The 18,307-nt window shown below is 41.7% G+C and carries 23 protein-coding genes, 1 tRNA gene and 1 pseudogene; 8 read left to right on the top strand and 17 right to left on the bottom strand.

Going from position 1 to position 18,307, the window contains the following annotated elements; genetic code table 11:
- Nucleotides 1-8 precede the first annotated feature (8 nt).
- The 3 genes from DIU38_RS25595 to DIU38_RS25585 are packed head-to-tail and all read right to left on the bottom strand — an operon-like array spanning nt 9 to nt 1,430.
- Nucleotides 9-359 (bottom strand): heavy-metal-associated domain-containing protein, encoded by a 351-nt coding sequence (locus DIU38_RS25595; RefSeq protein ID WP_167516281.1) that lies wholly within the window; start codon nt 357-359, stop codon nt 9-11.
- Nucleotides 360-387: 28 nt separating this feature from the next.
- Nucleotides 388-1,056: a mercuric transport protein MerTP gene (merTP, locus tag DIU38_RS25590; protein WP_112659088.1), complete on the bottom strand. Its 669-nt coding sequence runs from the start codon at nt 1,054-1,056 to the stop codon at nt 388-390.
- Complete coding sequence (locus DIU38_RS25585; RefSeq protein WP_112659090.1) at nt 1,053-1,430, bottom strand: ArsR/SmtB family transcription factor; 378 nt, start codon at nt 1,428-1,430, stop codon at nt 1,053-1,055. Before DIU38_RS25585 ends, merTP begins: the two co-directional genes overlap by 4 nt.
- Before the next feature lie 131 nt (nt 1,431-1,561).
- On the opposite strand from DIU38_RS25585, the gene DIU38_RS25580 reads away from it, so the two are divergent.
- A complete protein-coding gene (locus DIU38_RS25580; RefSeq protein ID WP_112659092.1) occupies nt 1,562-2,908 on the top strand; it encodes a dihydrolipoyl dehydrogenase family protein in 1,347 nt (448 codons plus the stop codon).
- A gap of 33 nt (nt 2,909-2,941) precedes the next feature.
- Here DIU38_RS25580 and DIU38_RS25575 read toward each other — a convergent pair whose 3' ends face one another.
- From DIU38_RS25575 to DIU38_RS25565, 3 genes are read right to left on the bottom strand one after another with little or no spacing between them, the layout of a single operon-like run.
- The gene (locus tag DIU38_RS25575; protein ID WP_112659094.1) at nt 2,942-3,562 is read right to left on the bottom strand and encodes a hypothetical protein; all 621 of its coding nucleotides are present in this window, start codon (nt 3,560-3,562) and stop codon (nt 2,942-2,944) included.
- Nucleotides 3,559-4,542, bottom strand: coding sequence for a relaxase/mobilization nuclease domain-containing protein (locus DIU38_RS25570; RefSeq protein WP_112659096.1), 984 nt, complete (start codon nt 4,540-4,542; stop codon nt 3,559-3,561). The genes DIU38_RS25575 and DIU38_RS25570 overlap by 4 nt, the downstream gene beginning before the upstream one ends.
- Nucleotides 4,517-4,921, bottom strand: coding sequence for a plasmid mobilization protein (locus DIU38_RS25565; protein ID WP_112659098.1), 405 nt, complete (start codon nt 4,919-4,921; stop codon nt 4,517-4,519). Before DIU38_RS25565 ends, DIU38_RS25570 begins: the two co-directional genes overlap by 26 nt.
- A gap of 658 nt (nt 4,922-5,579) precedes the next feature.
- Here DIU38_RS25565 and DIU38_RS25560 point away from each other — a divergent pair.
- Complete coding sequence (locus DIU38_RS25560; protein WP_112659106.1) at nt 5,580-6,590, top strand: IS110 family RNA-guided transposase; 1,011 nt, start codon at nt 5,580-5,582, stop codon at nt 6,588-6,590.
- 143 nt (nt 6,591-6,733) lie between these two features.
- On the opposite strand, the gene DIU38_RS25555 is transcribed toward DIU38_RS25560, so the two are convergent.
- The 11 genes and pseudogenes from DIU38_RS25555 to DIU38_RS25515 form a co-directional block, all read right to left on the bottom strand.
- The gene (locus DIU38_RS25555) at nt 6,734-7,708 is read right to left on the bottom strand and encodes a DUF5712 family protein (protein ID WP_112659104.1); all 975 of its coding nucleotides are present in this window, start codon (nt 7,706-7,708) and stop codon (nt 6,734-6,736) included.
- Between the two features lie 27 nt (nt 7,709-7,735).
- Nucleotides 7,736-8,287 carry a BfmA/BtgA family mobilization protein gene (locus DIU38_RS25550; RefSeq protein WP_112659102.1) on the bottom strand — a complete coding sequence of 184 codons (552 nt, stop codon included), beginning with the start codon at nt 8,285-8,287 and terminating at the stop codon, nt 7,736-7,738.
- A 225-nt stretch (nt 8,288-8,512) separates the two neighbouring features.
- Complete coding sequence (locus DIU38_RS33235) at nt 8,513-8,662, bottom strand: hypothetical protein (RefSeq protein WP_167516280.1); 150 nt, start codon at nt 8,660-8,662, stop codon at nt 8,513-8,515.
- A gap of 85 nt (nt 8,663-8,747) precedes the next feature.
- The gene (locus tag DIU38_RS25545; protein WP_112656132.1) at nt 8,748-9,062 is read right to left on the bottom strand and encodes a hypothetical protein; all 315 of its coding nucleotides are present in this window, start codon (nt 9,060-9,062) and stop codon (nt 8,748-8,750) included.
- Nucleotides 9,059-9,319 carry a helix-turn-helix domain-containing protein gene (locus DIU38_RS25540; protein WP_112656134.1) on the bottom strand — a complete coding sequence of 87 codons (261 nt, stop codon included), beginning with the start codon at nt 9,317-9,319 and terminating at the stop codon, nt 9,059-9,061. The genes DIU38_RS25545 and DIU38_RS25540 overlap by 4 nt, the downstream gene beginning before the upstream one ends.
- A 14-nt stretch (nt 9,320-9,333) precedes the next feature.
- Nucleotides 9,334-9,603 carry a helix-turn-helix domain-containing protein gene (locus tag DIU38_RS25535; protein ID WP_112656136.1) on the bottom strand — a complete coding sequence of 90 codons (270 nt, stop codon included), beginning with the start codon at nt 9,601-9,603 and terminating at the stop codon, nt 9,334-9,336.
- Nucleotides 9,604-9,778: 175 nt separating this feature from the next.
- Nucleotides 9,779-10,537 carry a hypothetical protein gene (locus tag DIU38_RS25530; RefSeq protein ID WP_112656138.1) on the bottom strand — a complete coding sequence of 253 codons (759 nt, stop codon included), beginning with the start codon at nt 10,535-10,537 and terminating at the stop codon, nt 9,779-9,781.
- A 59-nt stretch (nt 10,538-10,596) separates the two neighbouring features.
- Nucleotides 10,597-11,127, bottom strand: coding sequence for an ORF6N domain-containing protein (locus tag DIU38_RS25525; protein WP_112656140.1), 531 nt, complete (start codon nt 11,125-11,127; stop codon nt 10,597-10,599).
- A 67-nt stretch (nt 11,128-11,194) separates the two neighbouring features.
- The gene (locus DIU38_RS25520; protein ID WP_317132453.1) at nt 11,195-12,130 is read right to left on the bottom strand and encodes a site-specific integrase; all 936 of its coding nucleotides are present in this window, start codon (nt 12,128-12,130) and stop codon (nt 11,195-11,197) included.
- A gap of 60 nt (nt 12,131-12,190) precedes the next feature.
- A pseudogene (locus tag DIU38_RS34755) lies at nt 12,191-12,337 on the bottom strand (Arm DNA-binding domain-containing protein); the annotation flags it as partial.
- 324 nt (nt 12,338-12,661) lie between these two features.
- Nucleotides 12,662-12,733 (bottom strand) — tRNA-Glu (locus DIU38_RS25515).
- A 194-nt stretch (nt 12,734-12,927) separates the two neighbouring features.
- On the opposite strand from DIU38_RS25515, the gene DIU38_RS25510 reads away from it, so the two are divergent.
- The 6 genes from DIU38_RS25510 (at nt 12,928) to egtB (ending at nt 18,293) form a co-directional block, all read left to right on the top strand.
- Nucleotides 12,928-13,209 carry a DUF427 domain-containing protein gene (locus DIU38_RS25510; protein WP_090533667.1) on the top strand — a complete coding sequence of 94 codons (282 nt, stop codon included), beginning with the start codon at nt 12,928-12,930 and terminating at the stop codon, nt 13,207-13,209.
- A gap of 4 nt (nt 13,210-13,213) precedes the next feature.
- Nucleotides 13,214-14,194 (top strand): FAD-dependent oxidoreductase, encoded by a 981-nt coding sequence (locus DIU38_RS25505; protein WP_244311237.1) that lies wholly within the window; start codon nt 13,214-13,216, stop codon nt 14,192-14,194.
- A 69-nt stretch (nt 14,195-14,263) separates the two neighbouring features.
- Complete coding sequence (locus DIU38_RS34225; protein ID WP_243770664.1) at nt 14,264-14,599, top strand: hypothetical protein; 336 nt, start codon at nt 14,264-14,266, stop codon at nt 14,597-14,599.
- A 10-nt stretch (nt 14,600-14,609) separates the two neighbouring features.
- The gene (locus DIU38_RS25500) at nt 14,610-15,572 is read left to right on the top strand and encodes an ABC transporter ATP-binding protein (protein ID WP_112656144.1); all 963 of its coding nucleotides are present in this window, start codon (nt 14,610-14,612) and stop codon (nt 15,570-15,572) included.
- Nucleotides 15,565-17,136, top strand: a complete 1,572-nt coding sequence (locus tag DIU38_RS25495; RefSeq protein ID WP_112656146.1) for an ABC transporter permease/substrate-binding protein — start codon at nt 15,565-15,567, stop codon at nt 17,134-17,136. The genes DIU38_RS25500 and DIU38_RS25495 overlap by 8 nt, the downstream gene beginning before the upstream one ends.
- A gap of 5 nt (nt 17,137-17,141) precedes the next feature.
- Nucleotides 17,142-18,293, top strand: coding sequence for an ergothioneine biosynthesis protein EgtB (egtB, locus tag DIU38_RS25490; RefSeq protein ID WP_112656148.1), 1,152 nt, complete (start codon nt 17,142-17,144; stop codon nt 18,291-18,293).
- Nucleotides 18,294-18,307: the final 14 nt, after the last annotated feature.

Raw genomic sequence — 18,307 nt, 5'->3', positions numbered from 1 at the left:
TGACCTTATTATTTGACTTTATCTTTTAAAATCTCTGCCTTATAACCTGCGTTTTCAATCACAGCTATGATTTGTTTTTCTGAAATTTTAGATGCATCATATTTAACGGTTGCTATATCGCCTGGGTATTTAACATCGTCACTTATTATTCCTATAGTCTTGGATAGGGCAGTATGAATATGATTAGAACATCCTGCACACGATATGCCCGTAATTTTTAATGTTACCTCTTGGGGTTCATTTATAGAAGCAGTTTTGAAAGAAATTGTATGTGCTGATGCTTGACAAACCCCGCAGCCACACACTTGTGCCGCACCAAAAAGTGCTACAAAAGAAAAGCCTAAAATTAAATTTTTCATAATCGTTCTATTTAATTTGAATTGATTGTTATTTACACCCATTAGGGCCACAGTGTTCAGGTTTAATAAGCGAACTGGAACTTAATGATCGCACTTCCCCTGTTACGTTGTACCCTGTAGCATCAATGGCCTTTATGATCGAATTTTTATCGGTTTTTGACTGGTCGTATTTAACATTTGCGATACCTGTTTTATAGTCTGCTTTTGTTTCTAATATGCCGGGTAATTTATTTACTGAATATTTGATGTGCTCTTCACAACTTGCACAGTCCATACCCTTTAATTTGAAGTTAGCCTGTTTAATATTGTCGGCAGATACAACAACCACATTTTTGTTCTCCTTTGGATAAAATGCTTGTCCGTAGTAAGGAAAAGCCAGCATTATGATTGCAAAGACGGTGATGATGCCCAAAAACAGTTTTGACCGAAAAAAAGATGGCTTTTCCTCATCTTCACAGGCACATGCTATCTCTTCGGCAGTCTTGGGTTTTAATTTCTGATACCAGGCAAAACCAAGAACGCCTAAAGTGATAGCTATTAAATAAGGCCTGAATGGTTCCATCCATGAAAAAGAGGATGCTATGCCGGATGCGCCTGATATAAGCGCGAGAACCGGTGTAATGCAGCATAGCGAGGCCCCTATAGCGGTAATTACTCCGGCACCTAACCATGTTTGAGATGATTTTGAATTGTTCATACAGTTTGTTTTTTAATGTCTTTATGACTTATATGGTCAAATAATGGTTTTATGATATGTAAATGCTCTTGTTTCATCGAATAAAAAATAGTCTGACCTGATTTCCGAAACTTAATTACATTAGCATCTTTCAATTTTCTCAAATGCTGCGATACAGCGGGGATACTCATACCCAGAATATCGCTTATATCACAAACACATAATTCAATTTCTTCTTCTAACAGGTATAAGATTTTTAACCTGACTTCATTTCCCGCCAAACTTAAAACCTGGGCTAACTGGGTAAATGATACTTCAGCGGTCAACAACTTGTTACGGCAATTCTTTATTTGAACCTCATCCGCAAAGATTCTGATACAGCTATTTTGTTCCATTACAATAAATTTGAAACAAATATAATGCTAAATTTATTATTTAAGCAAATACTTAAATAAATTAATACCTTTGGATGACATTCAACTCGTCTTTGAAAAGGTATTATTAGCAGATTTTAGAAACTAAATTTATGAAAACTGAAACTTATGATGTGATAGTAATCGGCACAGGTTCAGGAGCATCGGTCGCCCATAAATGTGCAAAGGCAGGAAAAAAAGTAGCCATTATTGATTGTAATCCTTATGGAGGTACGTGTCAGTTACGCGGATGTGACCCTAAAAAGGTCCTGGTTGGTATTTCGCAGGCATTGGATATGTCAAATCGCTTACTTCATAAGGGTGTTACGGAACCGGCTAAATTATCGTGGAAAGATATGATGCAGTTTAAGCATACATTCACCGACCCGACCCCATCAAAAAACGATCAAAGTTTAATAGAAGCCGGAGTTAAAACCTTTCATGGACGCGCCGCCTTTCAATCAGAAAATATATTAAAAGTAAATAGCAAATTACTAAAAGCTGATAAATTCGTTTTAGCAAATGGTGCAAAGCCTGCTAAACTATCTATACCAGGCGAAGAATTTTTAATTGACAGTACCGCATTCTTAAGTTTAAATACGCTTCCTGATGAACTTTTGTTGGTAGGGGGAGGATATATCGCCTTTGAGTTTGGACATTTAGCGGCAAGGATGGGTGTCAAAGTAAAAATCATTCATCGGGGGAAAATGCCATTGGAAAATTTCGATCAGGATATGGTTACAAACCTTCTGACAGCTACCAGGCTACTCGGAATCGAATTAATTTTAGATACAGAAGTCAAAGCTATAGTTAAAGAAAATGACAGGTTAGTTGTTCATGCGGAGGCCAAAGACAAAGAAATCAGTTTCATGACCTCATTAGCCGTCCATGCTGCAGGCAGAACGGCAGATATTGATGATATGCAATTGGAGAAAGCCAATGTTGCTTACGGCAAAAAAGGCGTGGAGGTGAACGATTACCTGCAAAGTGTTTCAAATCCAAACGTCTATGCCTGTGGTGATGTAAATAATAAGGGCTTGCCTTTAACTCCTGTGGGGGCGAAGGAAGCTATTATTGTTGCTTCCAATTTATTAAAGGGAAACCATACCGAGATTGATTACGGACATATCCCGTCTAATGTATTTACAATTCCAGCTCTTGCTATGGTAGGGTTAACTGAACAATTGGCTAAAAGCCAGGGGCTGAATTACAAAGTAAATTATGAAGAAACTACCGGTTGGTTCGCTTCAAAAAGGCTAAATGAACCAATTTCGGCTTATAAAATTCTTTTAGATAAAGATACGAACCAAGTTTTAGGCGCTCACTTATTAGGGCCACACGCTGAGGATGTAATTAATGTTTTTGCAGTAGCGATGAACGGGAATATAACAGGGGATCAGTTAAAAAAAATGATTTTTTCATATCCGACAAACGCTTCAGATATTGTATATATGCTTTGAAAATATTGAGGACAATTTAATTGAGATAGTTTTTTACCTAAGTCGTTTTTTGGACTCTTTTCTCCGCTTGCTAATTTTTATTTTGCTGGGTTTATCTTTTGTAACTTTTTCGTTTTCCATCCTAATAACTGTTTTCTCGGCTTCATCAGGATTGCTTGTATAAATGCTATCAGCCCATCTTGTAGAACTTGTGTCAACTTGCTGTAGCAAACGATACTTTACATCAACAGCCTGTAAACGATTGTTCTCTATCCATAAATGGCCGCATAACCCTGTACTAATAGACGTTACAATAAGCAATATCATCCCGGCAATAATCCAGCCCTTAGTTTTGTAATCAAACTGGTGTTTAACTTTTACGGGTAATGCTTTTCGTATGGCCTCCAATATACCCTTTGATTCAGCGATAGTATTTTTGATTTGCTCTGCCGGGTAGTTGATATTTAGCTGCCCAATAACCGCCTTTAATGCTTCACTCTCCTTGTTGTATTTAAACAAAAAGGCTTCAAAAATCTGTTTTAATGCTTCAAAATGAGGTGTATAATCGGTAATTTTTATTTCCCGTTTATCAATTTCGGTTACTTTTTTAACAATGCTATCCATTAATTCGTCTGCCCCGTCCATCCTTTCGGTAAGTTCATTTAATTCTTTCATCTTGATATTCCTCTGCTTTGTTCATGTTCCTGTTTCTTTTTTCTTTTTCTTTCCGGTGTATCATCCTCCTCCGGCATATTTTCAAGCAGGCCACCTAACAATTGAGTTCCTGTTGATAGTACTTGCTTTAAGTAATGGGTTTCCGGCTCCCGCTTTAGATAAGTGGTTTGCTCGGGCTTTTGCGTAATGCTCTTTTCCTGTTCGGCGTTTTTGATGGCTTGCCTTAATTGATCTGCTAAGTTCTTTTCCGGTTGGTTCTGCTGTTCTATTGCCTGGCTAAGCTTTGCATAACTCAAACTGCGGTCAATTTCTGACCCTTTAAATTTATATTCACCCTTGCTGAAACTAATACCTTGTATCTCGTTAGTGCCGCTTTTGTATTTGTAGAGCATACTAATTCCTTGTTTTGCCAATACCTGTTTAAGTTCATTAAGAGTTTTTACTTTCTTGCTGGCCGACTTAATGGCATCGAATAATTCATATTTTATCTTATCCTGACCTTTAAGCTGCTGCCGCTTAACCTGTTCTTTTCCCTGTGACAAATAAAGGCCATGCTTTAAAGTCATATCCTTGCAGACATTTACATTTCGTTGCTTTTGAAAATTATCGGGTATGGTTTTACCATCGTTGTTAACCCTATTGTAAACGATGTGTAGATGAGGATGCTCTTTGTCCTGGTGCCTTACAATCAAATATTGGGTATCCTGTATCTTCATTTTTTGCAAGTATTCTTTAGCCATTTTCACCATTACTTCATCATCAAGTTTAGCCAGATCATTAACGCTCCAATTCAAAGCAATGTGGCCAACTGCCTTCCCCAGGTTTGGGTTGTACTTTCTTTGCAGGTTGAAATCATTGATGATTTGGTTTACGTCCTGAATTCTTACACCTGCTGCATCCAGTATTACAGCATCATGTTTTTGCACTACATAGCGGAGACACCCGCCAAAGCTTTTACCCGTCATCACTTTCCCTATCATCGCTATTAAGATGTTTTAAAGTATTGTCAATTTGTTTCAAGACTTCGTGACATTGACGGGCTACCGTTAAAAGGCCAAGCTGGTGCGCCAGTTTGGTTAACTGGTTAAGATTATTGGCAAGCTCCGCAAGCATCCAAAGAATGCGCCGCTCATCGGCGGTTAACCGGGGAACGACCTTTGCGCTTTTAGCTGCTGCCCTTATCCAACTGCTTGATCGCATGCCTGCGTCTTTCGCCTTAGTGTCGATTTGGAAGCGTTCGGTCGCTGTCATTCTTACCCGGATTATTAATTCACGCCTAACCCTCTTTTTAGGCGCACCGCCTTTGTTTTTTTGCTGGGTTACCAGTTGTTTATTAGTCGTCTTTCCTGTTGCTACCATCGGTTAATTCCTTATTCTTTCTTCAATTTTCCCTTTTGCAACCATCGGGCGCAAAAGGCAAGTTTGCCCGGTGCCGTAGGCATCCGGGATGTTTTTGTGGCAACAAAAACACAAACTCATACTTTAGTAGCCGTAATCCAGGAGATAGATTAATGAGTAACTAACACAAACGTGCAGCATGATTTATATGAATGTATAGCAAGATCTTACCATACCTATCAGAAGATTATAAAGGCAGAGACAAGAGTACCGAACATTAACATGCAACAACTTACAGGATGTATGCATAGCGAGATAATACCTTGTTTTTGTAACGCAAACAGGAATACCGGCCCGAGAGTACCTAACATAGCTTTGCAGCAGAATAGATGCATGCTTAGCCAGATAATGCCTCCCCGGTCTCCTGTTTCGTTTATTTGTAATTAGTTAGTAAACAATAAGATATTGATATAGAGAGGGGACGGCAAAAGAGCATCCACATAGCTTGCAACATCATAAGTAATGATGTATGCCTGAGCAAGACCTTACCATTGCCGGGTTCTTATCCATGAGTCTCAATAGTATTTTAAGCCGGGGGACAGCTCCCTGAGCCTGTGTAGAATATGAGTATAGACTGTGGGATATATCTCTCTGTTTCGATTTCTGTAACAATTCAATTATGAGCAAAAAAGTAACATTGAAACAGTGCCTGGGTATTGACGTATCCATGAAAAAGATTGATTGCTGCCTGTCCTTCTACACAGAAGACCTGAAGATCAAGGTAGTGGCAACAAGCGGATATGAAAATAACCCTGACGGATTTGTAAAGCTCCGGGAGTGGTTAAACAGGAAACAGGATAATAGCCTTGCCTTGCATGTCAATATGGAGGCGACCGGCACCTACCATGAAGAAGCCGCCTATTTTCTTGCCGGGGTCGGTTACCGGTTGAGCGTTATTCAGCCCACTAAAGGCAAACAGTATGCCAAGAGCCTGGATGAGAAGAATAAAACAGATAAGATCGATGCCGGTATGCTGGCCCGTATGGGACTGGAACGGGACCTTATGCCCTGGAGCCGGCCCAATGAGCAGCTGCGCCGCCTCAAAAGAATGAGCAGGGAACGCATCGGTTTGATCCGGGACAGAAACGCCTTAACCAATCAGTTACATGCCCTGAACCATTCTTTCGATGCTTTCAGGGATAGTGTAGAGCGCCTGAAAGAACGTATCGCTTTAGCAACCAAACAGCTTGGTGAGATAGAAACACAAATGCGGGAACTGACAGATAGTGACCCTGAACTCTCCAAGCGAACCAAACACGTCATTACCATTCCGGGGGTCAACTTTGTTACAGCTATTACAGTTATTGCTGAAACCGATGGTTTTGCCAATGTCGGTAACCGGCGGCAGCTGGTCAGCTATGTGGGTTTGGATGTGGTTATGAAAGAGTCAGGCACCCTTTCATGGCGGCCCCATATATCCAAACGGGGAAATGCCTACATTAGGGCGGGGCTGTATATGGCTGCTGTCAGTTCTATTATTCACAACAAAACCTTAAAGACTTATTTTAACCGGCTTAAAGATAATGGCAAACCGGGAAAGACGGGTATCGTTGCCCTGGAAAGAAAACTGCTCGTCCTGATCTATACCCTGTATAAAAACGGTCAGGATTATAGCCCGGATCACCGGTAGCCTAATATCTGGTACTGCTTTTTTTAAAAAGAATAGCCCGCATAAACGGGCTATAGTAGATGGTCTTTGCCCTAAAGTAGGGCATAACCTCTGGTACTGTAAAGATAAGCATTATTCTGTATTTAGGATACCATGGCATAGTTTCAACGCGTGATCTGCTGACCCTGCGATCTTTTCTTTCTTTTTTTCTTTTGCTCGGCTTCGCTCTCCGGGACGATATTAGCACCTGCTGTATACATCGGTTCCAGCATTACTTCCAGGAAACTCGCCGCTGTTTTGCCTGCTGCTGCCAGCATACCGACTGTGGTCGTAAACAAGCCTTCTGCAACGCCCTGGGCAAGTTCATTAGCTACCGATCTGCTCTGGTAATTCTGCGAAGCGCCCTCGGCCAGTACGCCCAGCTGTTCCCGCTGCGCCAGTTTGCCGTTCTTCTGAACATTAGCGTAGGCCAGTGTATCTTTAAGTTGCCTGTCAAATTCGAACAAGCTGTCAAAAAGATTTTCCCCGCTTTGCTTGAAAGCCACCCTGTCAAACTGCCCCATCTTTTTAGAGTGCTCCGCATTCTTGCCCCGCGAGGTGTTCATCGGGCTAAGCTTGATCTTGTTAGTCGCATCCTTACGGCTGACAATGACCTGCACATGCATCTGCTCGCCGTCCTTGCGGTCGCCGCGCTTTTTAAGTCTCTGTTTGACCTCCGGGTCTTTGTGGCTATAGTAACGGTGATTTTCCAGCTTGGCGAACCATACCAGGTCTTCATGGCTGTGAATACCGTCTTTTTTAAAGTTCTGTGCGTAAGCATCCATTACCCTGACGGCGAACCCTTTCATTTGCTCTTTTGCGCCATCTTCGCCGTATTGCTCTTTTAGAAACGCGATCTCTTTCTGGCTGGGGCTGATATTGACCAGAAAGAATTTGGCATCCTCCTTACTCAGCTTAGCGATATTGTTATTTATTGTCCGCATTACCTTATACGGTTCGATCCTAGTCTGCTGGCCGTTAAACCAGTACTCCGGTTGTTGTTTATGATCGAGCCGGTTTTCTTTTTCAAGATAATGCACCAGCCCTGCGCTGCTTCCTTTGTTCGCCGCTTCTTTACTGTCTGTAATATTAATAAACATACCCCCCTAACATTCTTGATTTATTACTTATAATAAACTGATCTGCGATTTGGTAACCGCAATCAGCTCTTCTTTTTCCCTGCCCGATGTCATCATGCCAAACGCATCTCTGGACCGGATATACCCATCCAGGATATGAAGGAACTGCGACTTGAGCGCTTCCTTGCTTTTAAGCCCTTTCTGCATCGTGTCCATGATTATCCCGATGGCGTTTAGCTTCCCGTCCTGGGTATGTTGATTATTCAGCAGGTCTGTATTGGCCTTGAGTATTTGAGTATTAAAGCGTTCAATGATCTGGCCTTGCGATACAGATACCCTGTCCATTTCCGTTTTCATGGGTATGAGCAGCATGTTTTCCTGGCTTTTGATAAAACCGATATACTGCTGGTGGTTCTTCATCAGGGCATTCTTTAACAACTCATCATTCAGATCTATCGGATCCTTCTTGCTTTTATAAAAATAGTCTACCATCTGGATAAAGACCTGGCGCTTTGTCCGCCCCAGTTTAAGGGCGATCTTTTCAAACTTCTGGTCAACCAATATGGGGTATCTTACTGATCTTACATTAATATCTTCCATCGTTCATTCGTTTTACCAGCACAATCCTGTATATCGGAATATGCCTTTATCTGTTTATACAGGATACCCCTAAGTATCCTGTTTTCTTTTATTTCACCGGCAAAAACGCCCTAAAGTATCCCCGGAGGATACGTAAAACCCCCGTAGCGATAGCGTAGGGCAAGCAAAGTAGGGCTCCGCCCAACTTCCGCTTGCTCCTTATGCTTTTCGCATAAGGACAAGACTTTATCCCGGTACAAAGTCCCCGGGTACAAATCCTCGTGGCACAAACTCCCCTGGTACAAAATCTCCCGGTATAAAATCTCCCGGTATAAAATAAAGCACGCGTTTCGTAAAGGCTGCCATCAAAAAATTACTTAAAAATTTGCTTTTCATAATAGTATCTTGCTCCTTACAAGCGGATAAAAACCGCTATCCCCGCAAGCGGGAATAGTCAGCATATCTATCTATCTCAAACCGCCTAAAAGCCTGTGGCTTTTAGGCCATCCGGCCAATAAATCAAGCTGCCTTTTGCGGGGTGAAAAGATGGCTGATAACGGACATAGCCGTACTCGTCCAGTTCCCTGATGCACTTGTGATAAGTGGCAATAGATGCAATTTTTGAAAACGCCATTACCCTCTTTCGGGTGATAGCAAAAGGGCTAACAAAGCCATCCCGCTGCCAAAAAATAAATAGAGCAGTGAATAGGCTAACGTGCGTGGCCAGTACCCGCTTATCAGTTCCCATTCGCTTAACAAGGTTGCTGTAGCTATTTAATTCTTTTGTGATAATCATTGCCCGTTCTCCTCCAAAATCTTGTTGATGTCCTCTAATTTATAGTATATGATGCTGCCCATTTTGGTAAAGCGTAACGTGCCGTTGATCCGTAGGTTCTGTAAGGTGCCTGGTGATATATTCAGCATCTTTCTAACCTCGCTGCTCTTTAGCCATTTTTTAGGCTGGCTCTGTCCCGGCTGAACAATCTGTTTGATCTCGTTCAATAAGTTTTCCAACCGCCTCAAATCCTCTTTTGTGATTAATTCCACATTCATCTGTCGTCCTCCTTTTAATCTTGTGTAGTTTGTTGCATGGCATTGAGCACTTCGCTTTTTTTGAAATACACCCTTTTATGCAGGCGCAAATAGGGTAAGCCTTTTTTCATCCAGTCGGTAAGCGTTACCAGCGACACGCCGAGTTCGGCGGCAAGCTCCTGCTTGGATAATAATTTTTCTGAATTTGGCGGCTGGCTGCCGCCTGTTTTAAAGTGTTCCTGTAGTTCTGCCCTGACTGCCTCGCGTATGCACTGGCTTAGGGCTTCGGTGCTGATAATTTCCATAGCCTTTGATTTTGGATCAAAAGAATGGCAAAAACGCTATTTTTCGTTACCATGCAGAAACGCATGGTTAAATTGGAGTGGTTTGAATTAAGTTAAAATGCTAAGCAATTAGCTCATTATCAATAAAATGCATATTGGTAACATACAGCTGGCTATGGTAAGACTGAAAGATAACTCAACTGCGTTTTTTGGCCTCAACAATTTGAAAAAGTTGTGATTTAGCCGGAATGCGCGCTGATCTGCGGCTCGGTTCATTGGGGTTAGCAGGAAAATAGCGGCGTATGGTATCAAATTTAATCTCTTTATTACCTTGCCGGAAATGTTTGCAGATCATCTTTACCCATACGGTTTGGGTTTGGGAAAATACAAGTTCTCTATCGTCAATTTCTAACTTCTGCAATTTTAGGAATAAGTCGCAAACGGTAAGTACTTGTCCATCATGAATATTAATAAAGTCTTCGGTATCTAACTTTCTTGCGGCCTTCAGGTCTTCTTTAAGTTCTGCCAATTGTTCTTTCAGGCTTCTTATCTCACCCTCCTTGTCCGCAATTATCTCGTCTTTGGTTCTACCGGTGTCCCATTGGTCAATAGTTTTGAGATAGCCTAAAAAGCTCTTTAGATGCTGCTTGTTCCTGAACTCCATTGCATGCCTGGAAGTGTAGCGGTTTTTTACTTTTAGTTCGGCGGTGGTATCATCAATAATTTCCCAAACGTGTGTGAAAAATTCTTTTTCCTCTGCATCAGGATAGAGCTTTAGAAAATTGTCAAGGTGGTGGTTATAAAAAGCAGGAAATTGAGTTTCCTGCTTATCATATAGCCTGTATAAAAAATGATTGTCTTCGTTCTCTTTTGGCCAAAACAAGGGGCGGCCTATATCGTTAATGTCTTTTGAAAAATCAGCCCAATGACGGTGTTTGAAATATTGTGCTCTCATAAACTTGTTTCTTAGGTAGATAACAAATTTACAATAAAGCTTTGTTTTAAAATGGTTCTTCAAAAGCCATCAGGTTTAAAACCAATTGTTTTACGTGGTGGCTGATTTTCTTTTTTATTAATTAGTTCATCAAGATAGCGGAATACGATTTCCATGTTTTTATCTTGATTATCAAGCTTAGATTTGATCTTTTCAATAACTAACCAAACTTCTGTTTGTTCGGCATAGACCTCCCTTAGTCTGACAAATACATCTATAATCCGAATGCTTACCTGTACTGCGCTTTCGCTTTTAAGTACATTAGACAACATTAAGATGCCATGTTCAGTAAAAACAAATGGTAGGTATTTGGAATGTTCCCCTTTCTTTAAGGTCGCATTTTGCGACCTTAGAAGTTCATTTTCTTCTTTTGTAAGTTCAAACATATAGTGGCTTGGGAATCTATTGAGATTTCTGTTAACCTGTTGCTTAAGCTTTTTGGTTTCTGTACCATACAATTCTGCCAAATCTTTATCAAGCATTACTTTTTGTCCTCTGATATAGAATATCTTAGTCATGATAACTTCATCAGGTATAATTTGATTTTCCATTTTAAAATTTATTGGGTGATTAATGAAAATCTCTAAGGTCACATTTTGTGACCTTAGAGATTTAAAACTAAATTCCTGCGTATTTCTGTTTGAGGGCGGCCATATCATGGCTAACCTTTAAATCCAATATTTTAGCATAGTGCTGTGTTGTCTTAATATTGGTATGGCCTAACATTTTACTGACGGTTTCAATCGGTACATTATTGGATAAAGTAACTGTTGTTGCGAAAGTATGTCTTGCCAAATGAAATGTTAAATGCTTCACTACATCGGATAAGTCCGCTATTTCTTTTAAGTAGGCATTCATTTTTTGATTACTCAATACTGGCAGTAACAAGCCCTTATTTTCACATTGCGGGTGATCCTGATAGCGGTTTAATATGGTTAAGGCTACTGGTAAAAGCGGTATCCTTGAAGATGTATCTGTTTTTTGCCTACTTGTGAATATCCACTTATCACCGTCCATACCAATACCTATCTCGTTTCTCCTTAGTTTTTTAACATCGGCATAAGATAATCCGGTATAGCAACAAAAGACAAAAACATCCCGCACCTGTACTAAACGTTCAACAACAAATTTTTTATTGGTGATAGCGTCCAGTTCTTGTTGTGTTAAATAAGTACGTTCTTTTGCTTTTGCAGAAGATTTGAAATTGATAAAAGGGTTCTGCTTTAGCCAATTATTGGCAATACAGTGATTAACAATTTTTTTCAAGTGCTTAATGTATTTGGCTGCCGATACTCCACTAATTTTACACTCTGCTTTCAGGTAAAATTCAAAGCCTGTGATAAAAGCATGGTTCAATTGGCTAATTTCAATATCGGTTTTGCTATATTCATTTTGCAAATAACCTGTAAGGTGTTTTTCAGAAGTGTTGTACCCCTTTAATGTATTCGCCTCAAATCCATTGCCGATCAATGCCTTTACTTTTGCATTATGCTCGGTAAACAGTTGCATAAGGTAACGGCTCTTTTGAGTTTTACCTGTAAATTGGTTCAGCAAACTTTCGGTTGTTATGGTTTGGTTTGCATCAATCAACGCCTGGTGCGCATCCCTTACTTTGCTTTGCAGGCTGTCCAGGTAATTGTTAAGGGACTTGATTTCTTCTTTTGTACCGATGGCACGCCCTGCGTGGCTGTTCCATTTGACGGGTTCGCATTCACGCCCGGCAGACATATCCGCACGTTTGCCGCTAACGGTAATACGCATGTAGATAGGCATTGCACCGCCTTTGTAGTTTTTTTGCTTTCTGATGTAAAAAAGCAGATGGAAATTACTTTTCATAATTACAAGCTTAAAAGTGAAACAAAAGTAAGTTTGTAATCTGCTTTTATCAAGATGTTCACTCGCTGAACAGGTTGATAATCAATTAATTAAAAGCAATTCGGTGCGTAGTGTTTTGCCATTAGGTACGCACCGAATTACGCTCATTTTTGTTGCGTTTTGGTGCATAATATGGTGTTTTGATGCCAACAAAAAACCCTGCAAATGTTTGATTTGCAGGGTTTTAGCATCTTTTGGTATTGTTTTCCGTAGCCCGTAGGGGAATCGAACCCCTGTTTGAAGAATGAAAATCTCCTGTCCTAACCCCTAGACGAACGGGCCTTTTTTATTATTTCCCTTGATTTGGGATTGCAAAGATAGAGTTTAAATAATAAAATTAAAATAAACAATAAAAAAAATCCAAATTGTTGATGAAAGTTGTTGTATATCAACTAAATAAAATAAAAAATTAAGATGGGGCTTGCAAACTTTGCCGGGTTAAAGCTATCTTTATTCCATAAATCAATCATCTTTTTATGAAAGCTATCTGGAATAACCAGGTCATTGCCGAAAGCAATGACACTATTGTTGTTGAAAATAATCATTATTTCCCTAAAGAAAGTGTTAAGGCCGAGTATCTTAAACCGTCCGACGTGCATACAACCTGCCCCTGGAAGGGGCTGGCATCATACTATTCCCTCGAAGTAGACGGCAAAGAAAACCAGGATGCCGCCTGGTTTTATCCCGAACCAAAAGATGCTGCAAAAAACATTACCAACTATGTAGCGTTTTGGAAGGGTGTGAAGATTACCGAATAAAACTATGAAAACTTACGATGCCATTGTTATAGGCGCCGGTCAGGCCGGCGCCCCATTAGCCAAAAAATTGGCTAATGCCGGGAAAAAGACCGTTATAATTGAGAAGCGATTTTATGGCGGCACCTGCGTTAACGATGGCTGTACGCCTACTAAAACCATGGTTGCTTCGGCAAAGGCGGCTTACATGGCCGGTAAAAGTCATGAACTGGGCGTGCCGGTAAAAAAGTTCTCGGTTGATCTTGCTGCCAAAAAAAAACGTAAGGATGATATCGTATTACGCTCACGTAATGGGGGACTAAAATCTGCCGAAAAAACACAAAACCTCGATGTGGTGTTGGGCGAGGCGACTTTTACCGGCGAAAAAACGGTTGAGGTTAAGCTTAACAGCGGTAAAAAGCAAACGATTACTGCCGATCTTATCTTTTTAAACCCCGGCGCGCTGCCTTTGATTCCCCAAATTGAGGGATTGGATGAGATAAAATATCTCAACTCAACCACCATACTTGATTTGGAAGAAGTACCGGGGCATCTGCTTGTGCTTGGCGGAAATTACATTGGACTGGAGTTTGGGCAGATGTTTCGGCGGTTTGGCAGCAAGGTTACTATTTTAGAAAAGTCGGAGCGGATAGTATCGCATGAGGATCTGGATATTTCTGAAGAGATGCAAAAGATCCTCGAACTGGAGAAAATCGAGGTCCTCAATAATGCCCAGGCCATTAAGTTTAAACAAAAGGCCGGCGGCAAAATAACAGCGACGATAGCTCAAAAAGGGGAGGAGCGCAAAATTAAATGTACCCATGTATTGATGGCCATCGGCCGTAAACCTCAAACGGAGGCTTTGAATTTGCCCATCGCCGGGATTGAAACGGATGAGCATGGTAATATCAGGGTGAACGATAAGCTGGAAACCTCAGCCGCTGGTGTTTATGCACTTGGTGACGCAAAGGGTGGCCCGGCGTTTACACACATTTCCTATAACGATTAAACCATTGTTTACCGTAACCTTTTTGAAAAAACGGATTATAACATCCAGGACCGTCCGGTGCCTTATTGCATGTTTACCGATCCGCAACTGGGCAGGATCGGCTTGGATGAAACGGGGGCAAAAAAGCTGGATATTAAATATAAAGTAGCAAAGCTGCCCATGGCCCATGTGGCGCGTGCTATTGAAACCGGCGATACACGTGGTTTTATGAAAGCCATTGTTGATCCGGATACAAAAAAGATCTTAGGTGCTACCGTACTTGGCCCCGAGGGCGGAGAAATCATGACTGTGCTGCAAATGGCTATGGAAGGTGGGATCACTTACGATAGGATCCGCTATTGTGTTTTTGCCCACCCGTTGTATTCCGAATCACTGAATAACCTTTTCATGACCCTTGGGGATTAAACCAGCGCGCATGATCAAGTTTGATAAGGTAAGCAAACATTTTGGCGGAGTTAAAGCGGTTGATGGGGTATCTTTCGAGGTAGAGGAGCAGGAGAACCTCATTTTGTTGGGCACCAGCGGCTGCGGTAAAACCACCACGCTAAAAATGATCAACCGGCTTCTTGAGCCAACCAAAGGCAGTATTTACATTGATGGTAAAAACATCATGGAGCAGCAGCCTGAAAACCTGCGCCGCGGAATTGGCTACGTATTGCAAAATAACGGCTTGTTTCCTCATTATACGGTTGCTCAAAATATAGCGGTTGTTCCTAACTTGTTAAAATGGGATAAGCAGAAAACTGAAAAGCGCACGGCCGAGCTAATGGAAAAACTCCACCTCGATGCTTCGTATCTGAATATTTACCCTAACGAACTGAGCGGTGGCCAGCAGCAGCGCATTGGTTTGGCAAGGGCATTGGTGTCGAATCCGCCGGTGTTGCTGATGGACGAGCCTTTTGGCGCACTGGATAACGTTACCCGCTCGAAGATCCACGCCGAATTTAAAGCACTTGACGAGCTGAAGCGCAAAACCATCATCATGGTAACGCATGATGTGCAGGAAGCTTTTGAACTGGGTGACAGGATCTGCCTGATGGATAAAGGGAAAATTGTACAGTCGGGCACACCTGCTCAATTGCTTTTTAATCCTGTAAATGATTTTGTAAAGGATTTTCTGAAACATCAGCGCCTGCAACTGGAATTTAAGGCCATTAAGCTGATTGATCTTTGGGAATTATTACCTGAATTAAATAAAGAAGCGAAAGCTTCATCTTTTGATGCTGGTACTAACCTGTGGGAAGCCCTGGAGAGTTTTAAATTTAATAACGGCGAAACCATTAATATCAGCAAAGATCAAAACCAGGTTAAAACTGTAAGCTTTGAACAACTGATGACGGCCTTTTATCAATATAAAAACCATAAGGCCCATGAATGAGCAGCAACAAACTTTATGGCAGTTTATGCAGCAGCAGGCCGGCAAGTTGCAGGAGCAAACACTGCAGCATATCGGGCTTACTTTTATTTCGTTGTGCATAGCTGTATTGGTTGGCTTGCCGCTGGGCATTCTTATCGTTCGGAAAAAGCAGTTGGCCGGTGCGGTTTTGGGGATTGCTGGAGTATTACAAACAATCCCCAGCATCGCGTTGCTTGGTTTCATGATCCCGCTTTTGGGGATTGGTCCTAAGCCAGCCATTGTTGCATTATTGCTATATGCACTTTTACCCATTATCCGCAACACCTACACGGGCATTTTAGGGGTTGATGCGTCGGTTAAAGAAGCTGCTGTTGCTATGGGGATGAGCAAATGGCAAATACTGTTTAAGGTAGAATTGCCCCTGGCTATGCCGGTAATATTTGCCGGCATCCGCACGGCTACGGTGATCAACGTAGGGGTTGCAACGCTGGCCTCGCTCATTGCAGCCGGTGGTTTGGGAGAGTTTATTTTCGGTGGGATCTCACTTAACAATACCAACATGATCCTGGCGGGAGCAATTCCTTCGGCGCTGCTGGCAGTTGTTTTTGATTTATTACTGTCGATGGTGCAGAAGGTCAGCTTTAAAAAGCTTAAACGGGTGGTATATGTTTTTCCGGTATTGCTGGTAGTATTCTGCCTGTTCTATATCATCCCGGCAAAATCAGAAGGAAAGCTTACCGCGGGTTTTACGCCCGAATTTATGGGCAGGCAGGACGGCGACCTCGGCCTCCGGAGCAAATACGGCTTAAAGATCCATACCATCGTGATCAGCGATGCTGTAATGTATAAGGCTGTATTTGAAAAGCATCTCGACGTGATCAGCGGATACTCAACCGATGGCAGGCTAAAAGCATACGATTTGGTTGTACTGGATGATGATAAGGACATTTTTCCGCCATACTATGCGGCGCCAATTGTTCGCGATGATGCCCTGAAAAAATTTCCTGACCTTGAGCCGACATTAAATCTGCTCGCGGGCAAAATAAATGATTCCGTCATGACGGTTTTAAATTACCGTACCGACTATCTTCACCAAAGCCCTGAGCGTGTTGCAAAGGATTTTTTGGTCGACAATAAATTGTGGCGACCCGAGCGGGGCGGGAGCGATGGCGTAGTTCGGATAGGTTCAAAGATATTTGGTGAACAATACATCCTGGCTAATATGTACAGCATACTGATAAAAGGTTATACAGATCATGACGTATCGACAAAAACAGGCCTTGGCGGCACCAAAATTTGTTTTGACGCGCTAACCAATAACCAGATAGATTTTTACCCCGAATACACGGGGACGGGTTTGCTGGCTATTTTACAGGCATCGCCAAAAACGGTTAATGAGGTAACCGTAAACAGGGATAGCACATACAATTATGTACAACACCAGTTTGAAAGCAGGTATCAGATAAAATGGCTTAAACCCATTGGTTTTAATAATGCCTATGCTTTAATGATGCGGCAGCAACAGGCAAAACAATTGGGTATTAAAACAATTTCAAACCTAAAGCAGTTTTTGAATAGTAAATAATTTAGATGGATTTAATAGCCCGGTACAAAGAGGTACGCCAGCGTACAGAAAAAATTTGTTTCTATTTGCAAACGGAAGACTATGTAGTGCAGCCTGTGGTGGACGTTAGTCCGCCTAAATGGCACATCGGGCATGTTACCTGGTTTTTTGAAACGTTTATCCTCAAGCCCTACTTTATGGGCTACCAGGAATATAACCCTGATTACAATTACGTTTTTAACAGCTACTACGAAACTGTTGGTGCACGTGTAATCCGTACCGACCGTGGTAACCTGAGCCGCCCAACGGTTGTTGAAATTTACAGTTACCGTAAATATGTTGACGAGGCCATGGAGGGCTTTTTATGCGGCGAAGTAAGCGACGATATTAAAGAACTATTGATCCTCGGTTTTAACCACGAAGAGCAGCACCAGGAGCTTTTAATGACCGATATTAAATTTATACTGGGGCATAATCCGCTGTTTCCAGCCTATAATAAAAATTACACTGCCCCTCGTATTGATGAAGGGGAGGATGATGCTTTTATCAACATGGCTGAGGGTATTTATGAAATAGGCTTTAACGGCGATGGATTTTGTTTTGATAATGAACTCAACCGGCATAAAGTATACCTTAACGCCTATGAAATAAGTCCCAAACTGGTAAACAATGCCGAATACCTGGAATTTATTAACAGCGGCGGTTATCATGATTTCCGGCACTGGCATGCCGAAGGCTGGGATTGGGTGAAAACCAATAAAGTAGAAGCGCCTTTGTATTGGCATTTGATAGATAATGAATGGCATAACTATACCTATCACGGTTTAGAGCCATTGCATTTGAAAGGTCCCGTTACACATATCAGCTATTTTGAAGCTTATGCTTATGCATCGTGGAAAGGCTTGCGTTTGCCGACCGAATTTGAGTGGGAAGCTGCTTCTTCAAAATTTAACTGGGGTCGCCGCTGGGAGTGGACAGAAAGTTCATACCTGCCATATCCGGGCTTTGCCAAAGCGCCGGGTGCCATAGGCGAATACAATGGCAAGTTTATGGTTAATCAGAAAGTGCTGCGCGGCGCGTCAGAAGTTACACCTCCGGGTCATAGTCGTGCAACTTATCGCAATTTTTTTCAGACAAATTTACGATGGCAATTTACTGGCATAAGACTTGCAAGGTAAATTGACACAAAACA

Source organism: Mucilaginibacter metallidurans (assembly GCF_003286435.2).
GTDB lineage: Bacteria > Bacteroidota > Bacteroidia > Sphingobacteriales > Sphingobacteriaceae > Mucilaginibacter > Mucilaginibacter gossypii.
Note: the sequence above shows the minus strand (reverse complement) of the source record. Positions and strands in the feature narration are given on the sequence as shown.

Coding starts and splice junctions, on each gene's coding strand:
- DIU38_RS25540 (WP_112656134.1), bottom strand. CDS start 9,319: ATGAATGTGGAATTAATCACAAAAGAGGATTTGAGGCGGTTGGAAAAC.
- DIU38_RS25525 (WP_112656140.1), bottom strand. CDS start 11,127: ATGGAAAATCAAATTATACCTGATGAAGTTATCATGACTAAGATATTC.
- DIU38_RS25535 (WP_112656136.1), bottom strand. CDS start 9,603: ATGGAAATTATCAGCACCGAAGCCCTAAGCCAGTGCATACGCGAGGCA.
- DIU38_RS33235 (WP_167516280.1), bottom strand. CDS start 8,662: ATGAAAAGCAAATTTTTAAGTAATTTTTTGATGGCAGCCTTTACGAAA.
- DIU38_RS25575 (WP_112659094.1), bottom strand. CDS start 3,562: ATGAAAGAATTAAATGAACTTACCGAAAGGATGGACGGGGCAGACGAA.
- DIU38_RS25560 (WP_112659106.1), top strand. CDS start 5,580: ATGAGCAAAAAAGTAACATTGAAACAGTGCCTGGGTATTGACGTATCC.
- DIU38_RS25595 (WP_167516281.1), bottom strand. CDS start 359: ATGAAAAATTTAATTTTAGGCTTTTCTTTTGTAGCACTTTTTGGTGCG.
- DIU38_RS25570 (WP_112659096.1), bottom strand. CDS start 4,542: ATGATAGGGAAAGTGATGACGGGTAAAAGCTTTGGCGGGTGTCTCCGC.
- DIU38_RS25530 (WP_112656138.1), bottom strand. CDS start 10,537: ATGAGAGCACAATATTTCAAACACCGTCATTGGGCTGATTTTTCAAAA.
- DIU38_RS25550 (WP_112659102.1), bottom strand. CDS start 8,287: ATGGAAGATATTAATGTAAGATCAGTAAGATACCCCATATTGGTTGAC.
- DIU38_RS25500 (WP_112656144.1), top strand. CDS start 14,610: ATGATCAAGTTTGATAAGGTAAGCAAACATTTTGGCGGAGTTAAAGCG.
- DIU38_RS25585 (WP_112659090.1), bottom strand. CDS start 1,430: ATGGAACAAAATAGCTGTATCAGAATCTTTGCGGATGAGGTTCAAATA.
- DIU38_RS25545 (WP_112656132.1), bottom strand. CDS start 9,062: ATGATTATCACAAAAGAATTAAATAGCTACAGCAACCTTGTTAAGCGA.
- DIU38_RS25555 (WP_112659104.1), bottom strand. CDS start 7,708: ATGTTTATTAATATTACAGACAGTAAAGAAGCGGCGAACAAAGGAAGC.
- DIU38_RS25565 (WP_112659098.1), bottom strand. CDS start 4,921: ATGGTAGCAACAGGAAAGACGACTAATAAACAACTGGTAACCCAGCAA.
- DIU38_RS25580 (WP_112659092.1), top strand. CDS start 1,562: ATGAAAACTGAAACTTATGATGTGATAGTAATCGGCACAGGTTCAGGA.
- merTP (WP_112659088.1), bottom strand. CDS start 1,056: ATGAACAATTCAAAATCATCTCAAACATGGTTAGGTGCCGGAGTAATT.
- egtB (WP_112656148.1), top strand. CDS start 17,142: ATGGATTTAATAGCCCGGTACAAAGAGGTACGCCAGCGTACAGAAAAA.
- DIU38_RS34225 (WP_243770664.1), top strand. CDS start 14,264: ATGTTTACCGATCCGCAACTGGGCAGGATCGGCTTGGATGAAACGGGG.
- DIU38_RS25510 (WP_090533667.1), top strand. CDS start 12,928: ATGAAAGCTATCTGGAATAACCAGGTCATTGCCGAAAGCAATGACACT.
- DIU38_RS25495 (WP_112656146.1), top strand. CDS start 15,565: ATGAATGAGCAGCAACAAACTTTATGGCAGTTTATGCAGCAGCAGGCC.
- DIU38_RS25505 (WP_244311237.1), top strand. CDS start 13,214: ATGAAAACTTACGATGCCATTGTTATAGGCGCCGGTCAGGCCGGCGCC.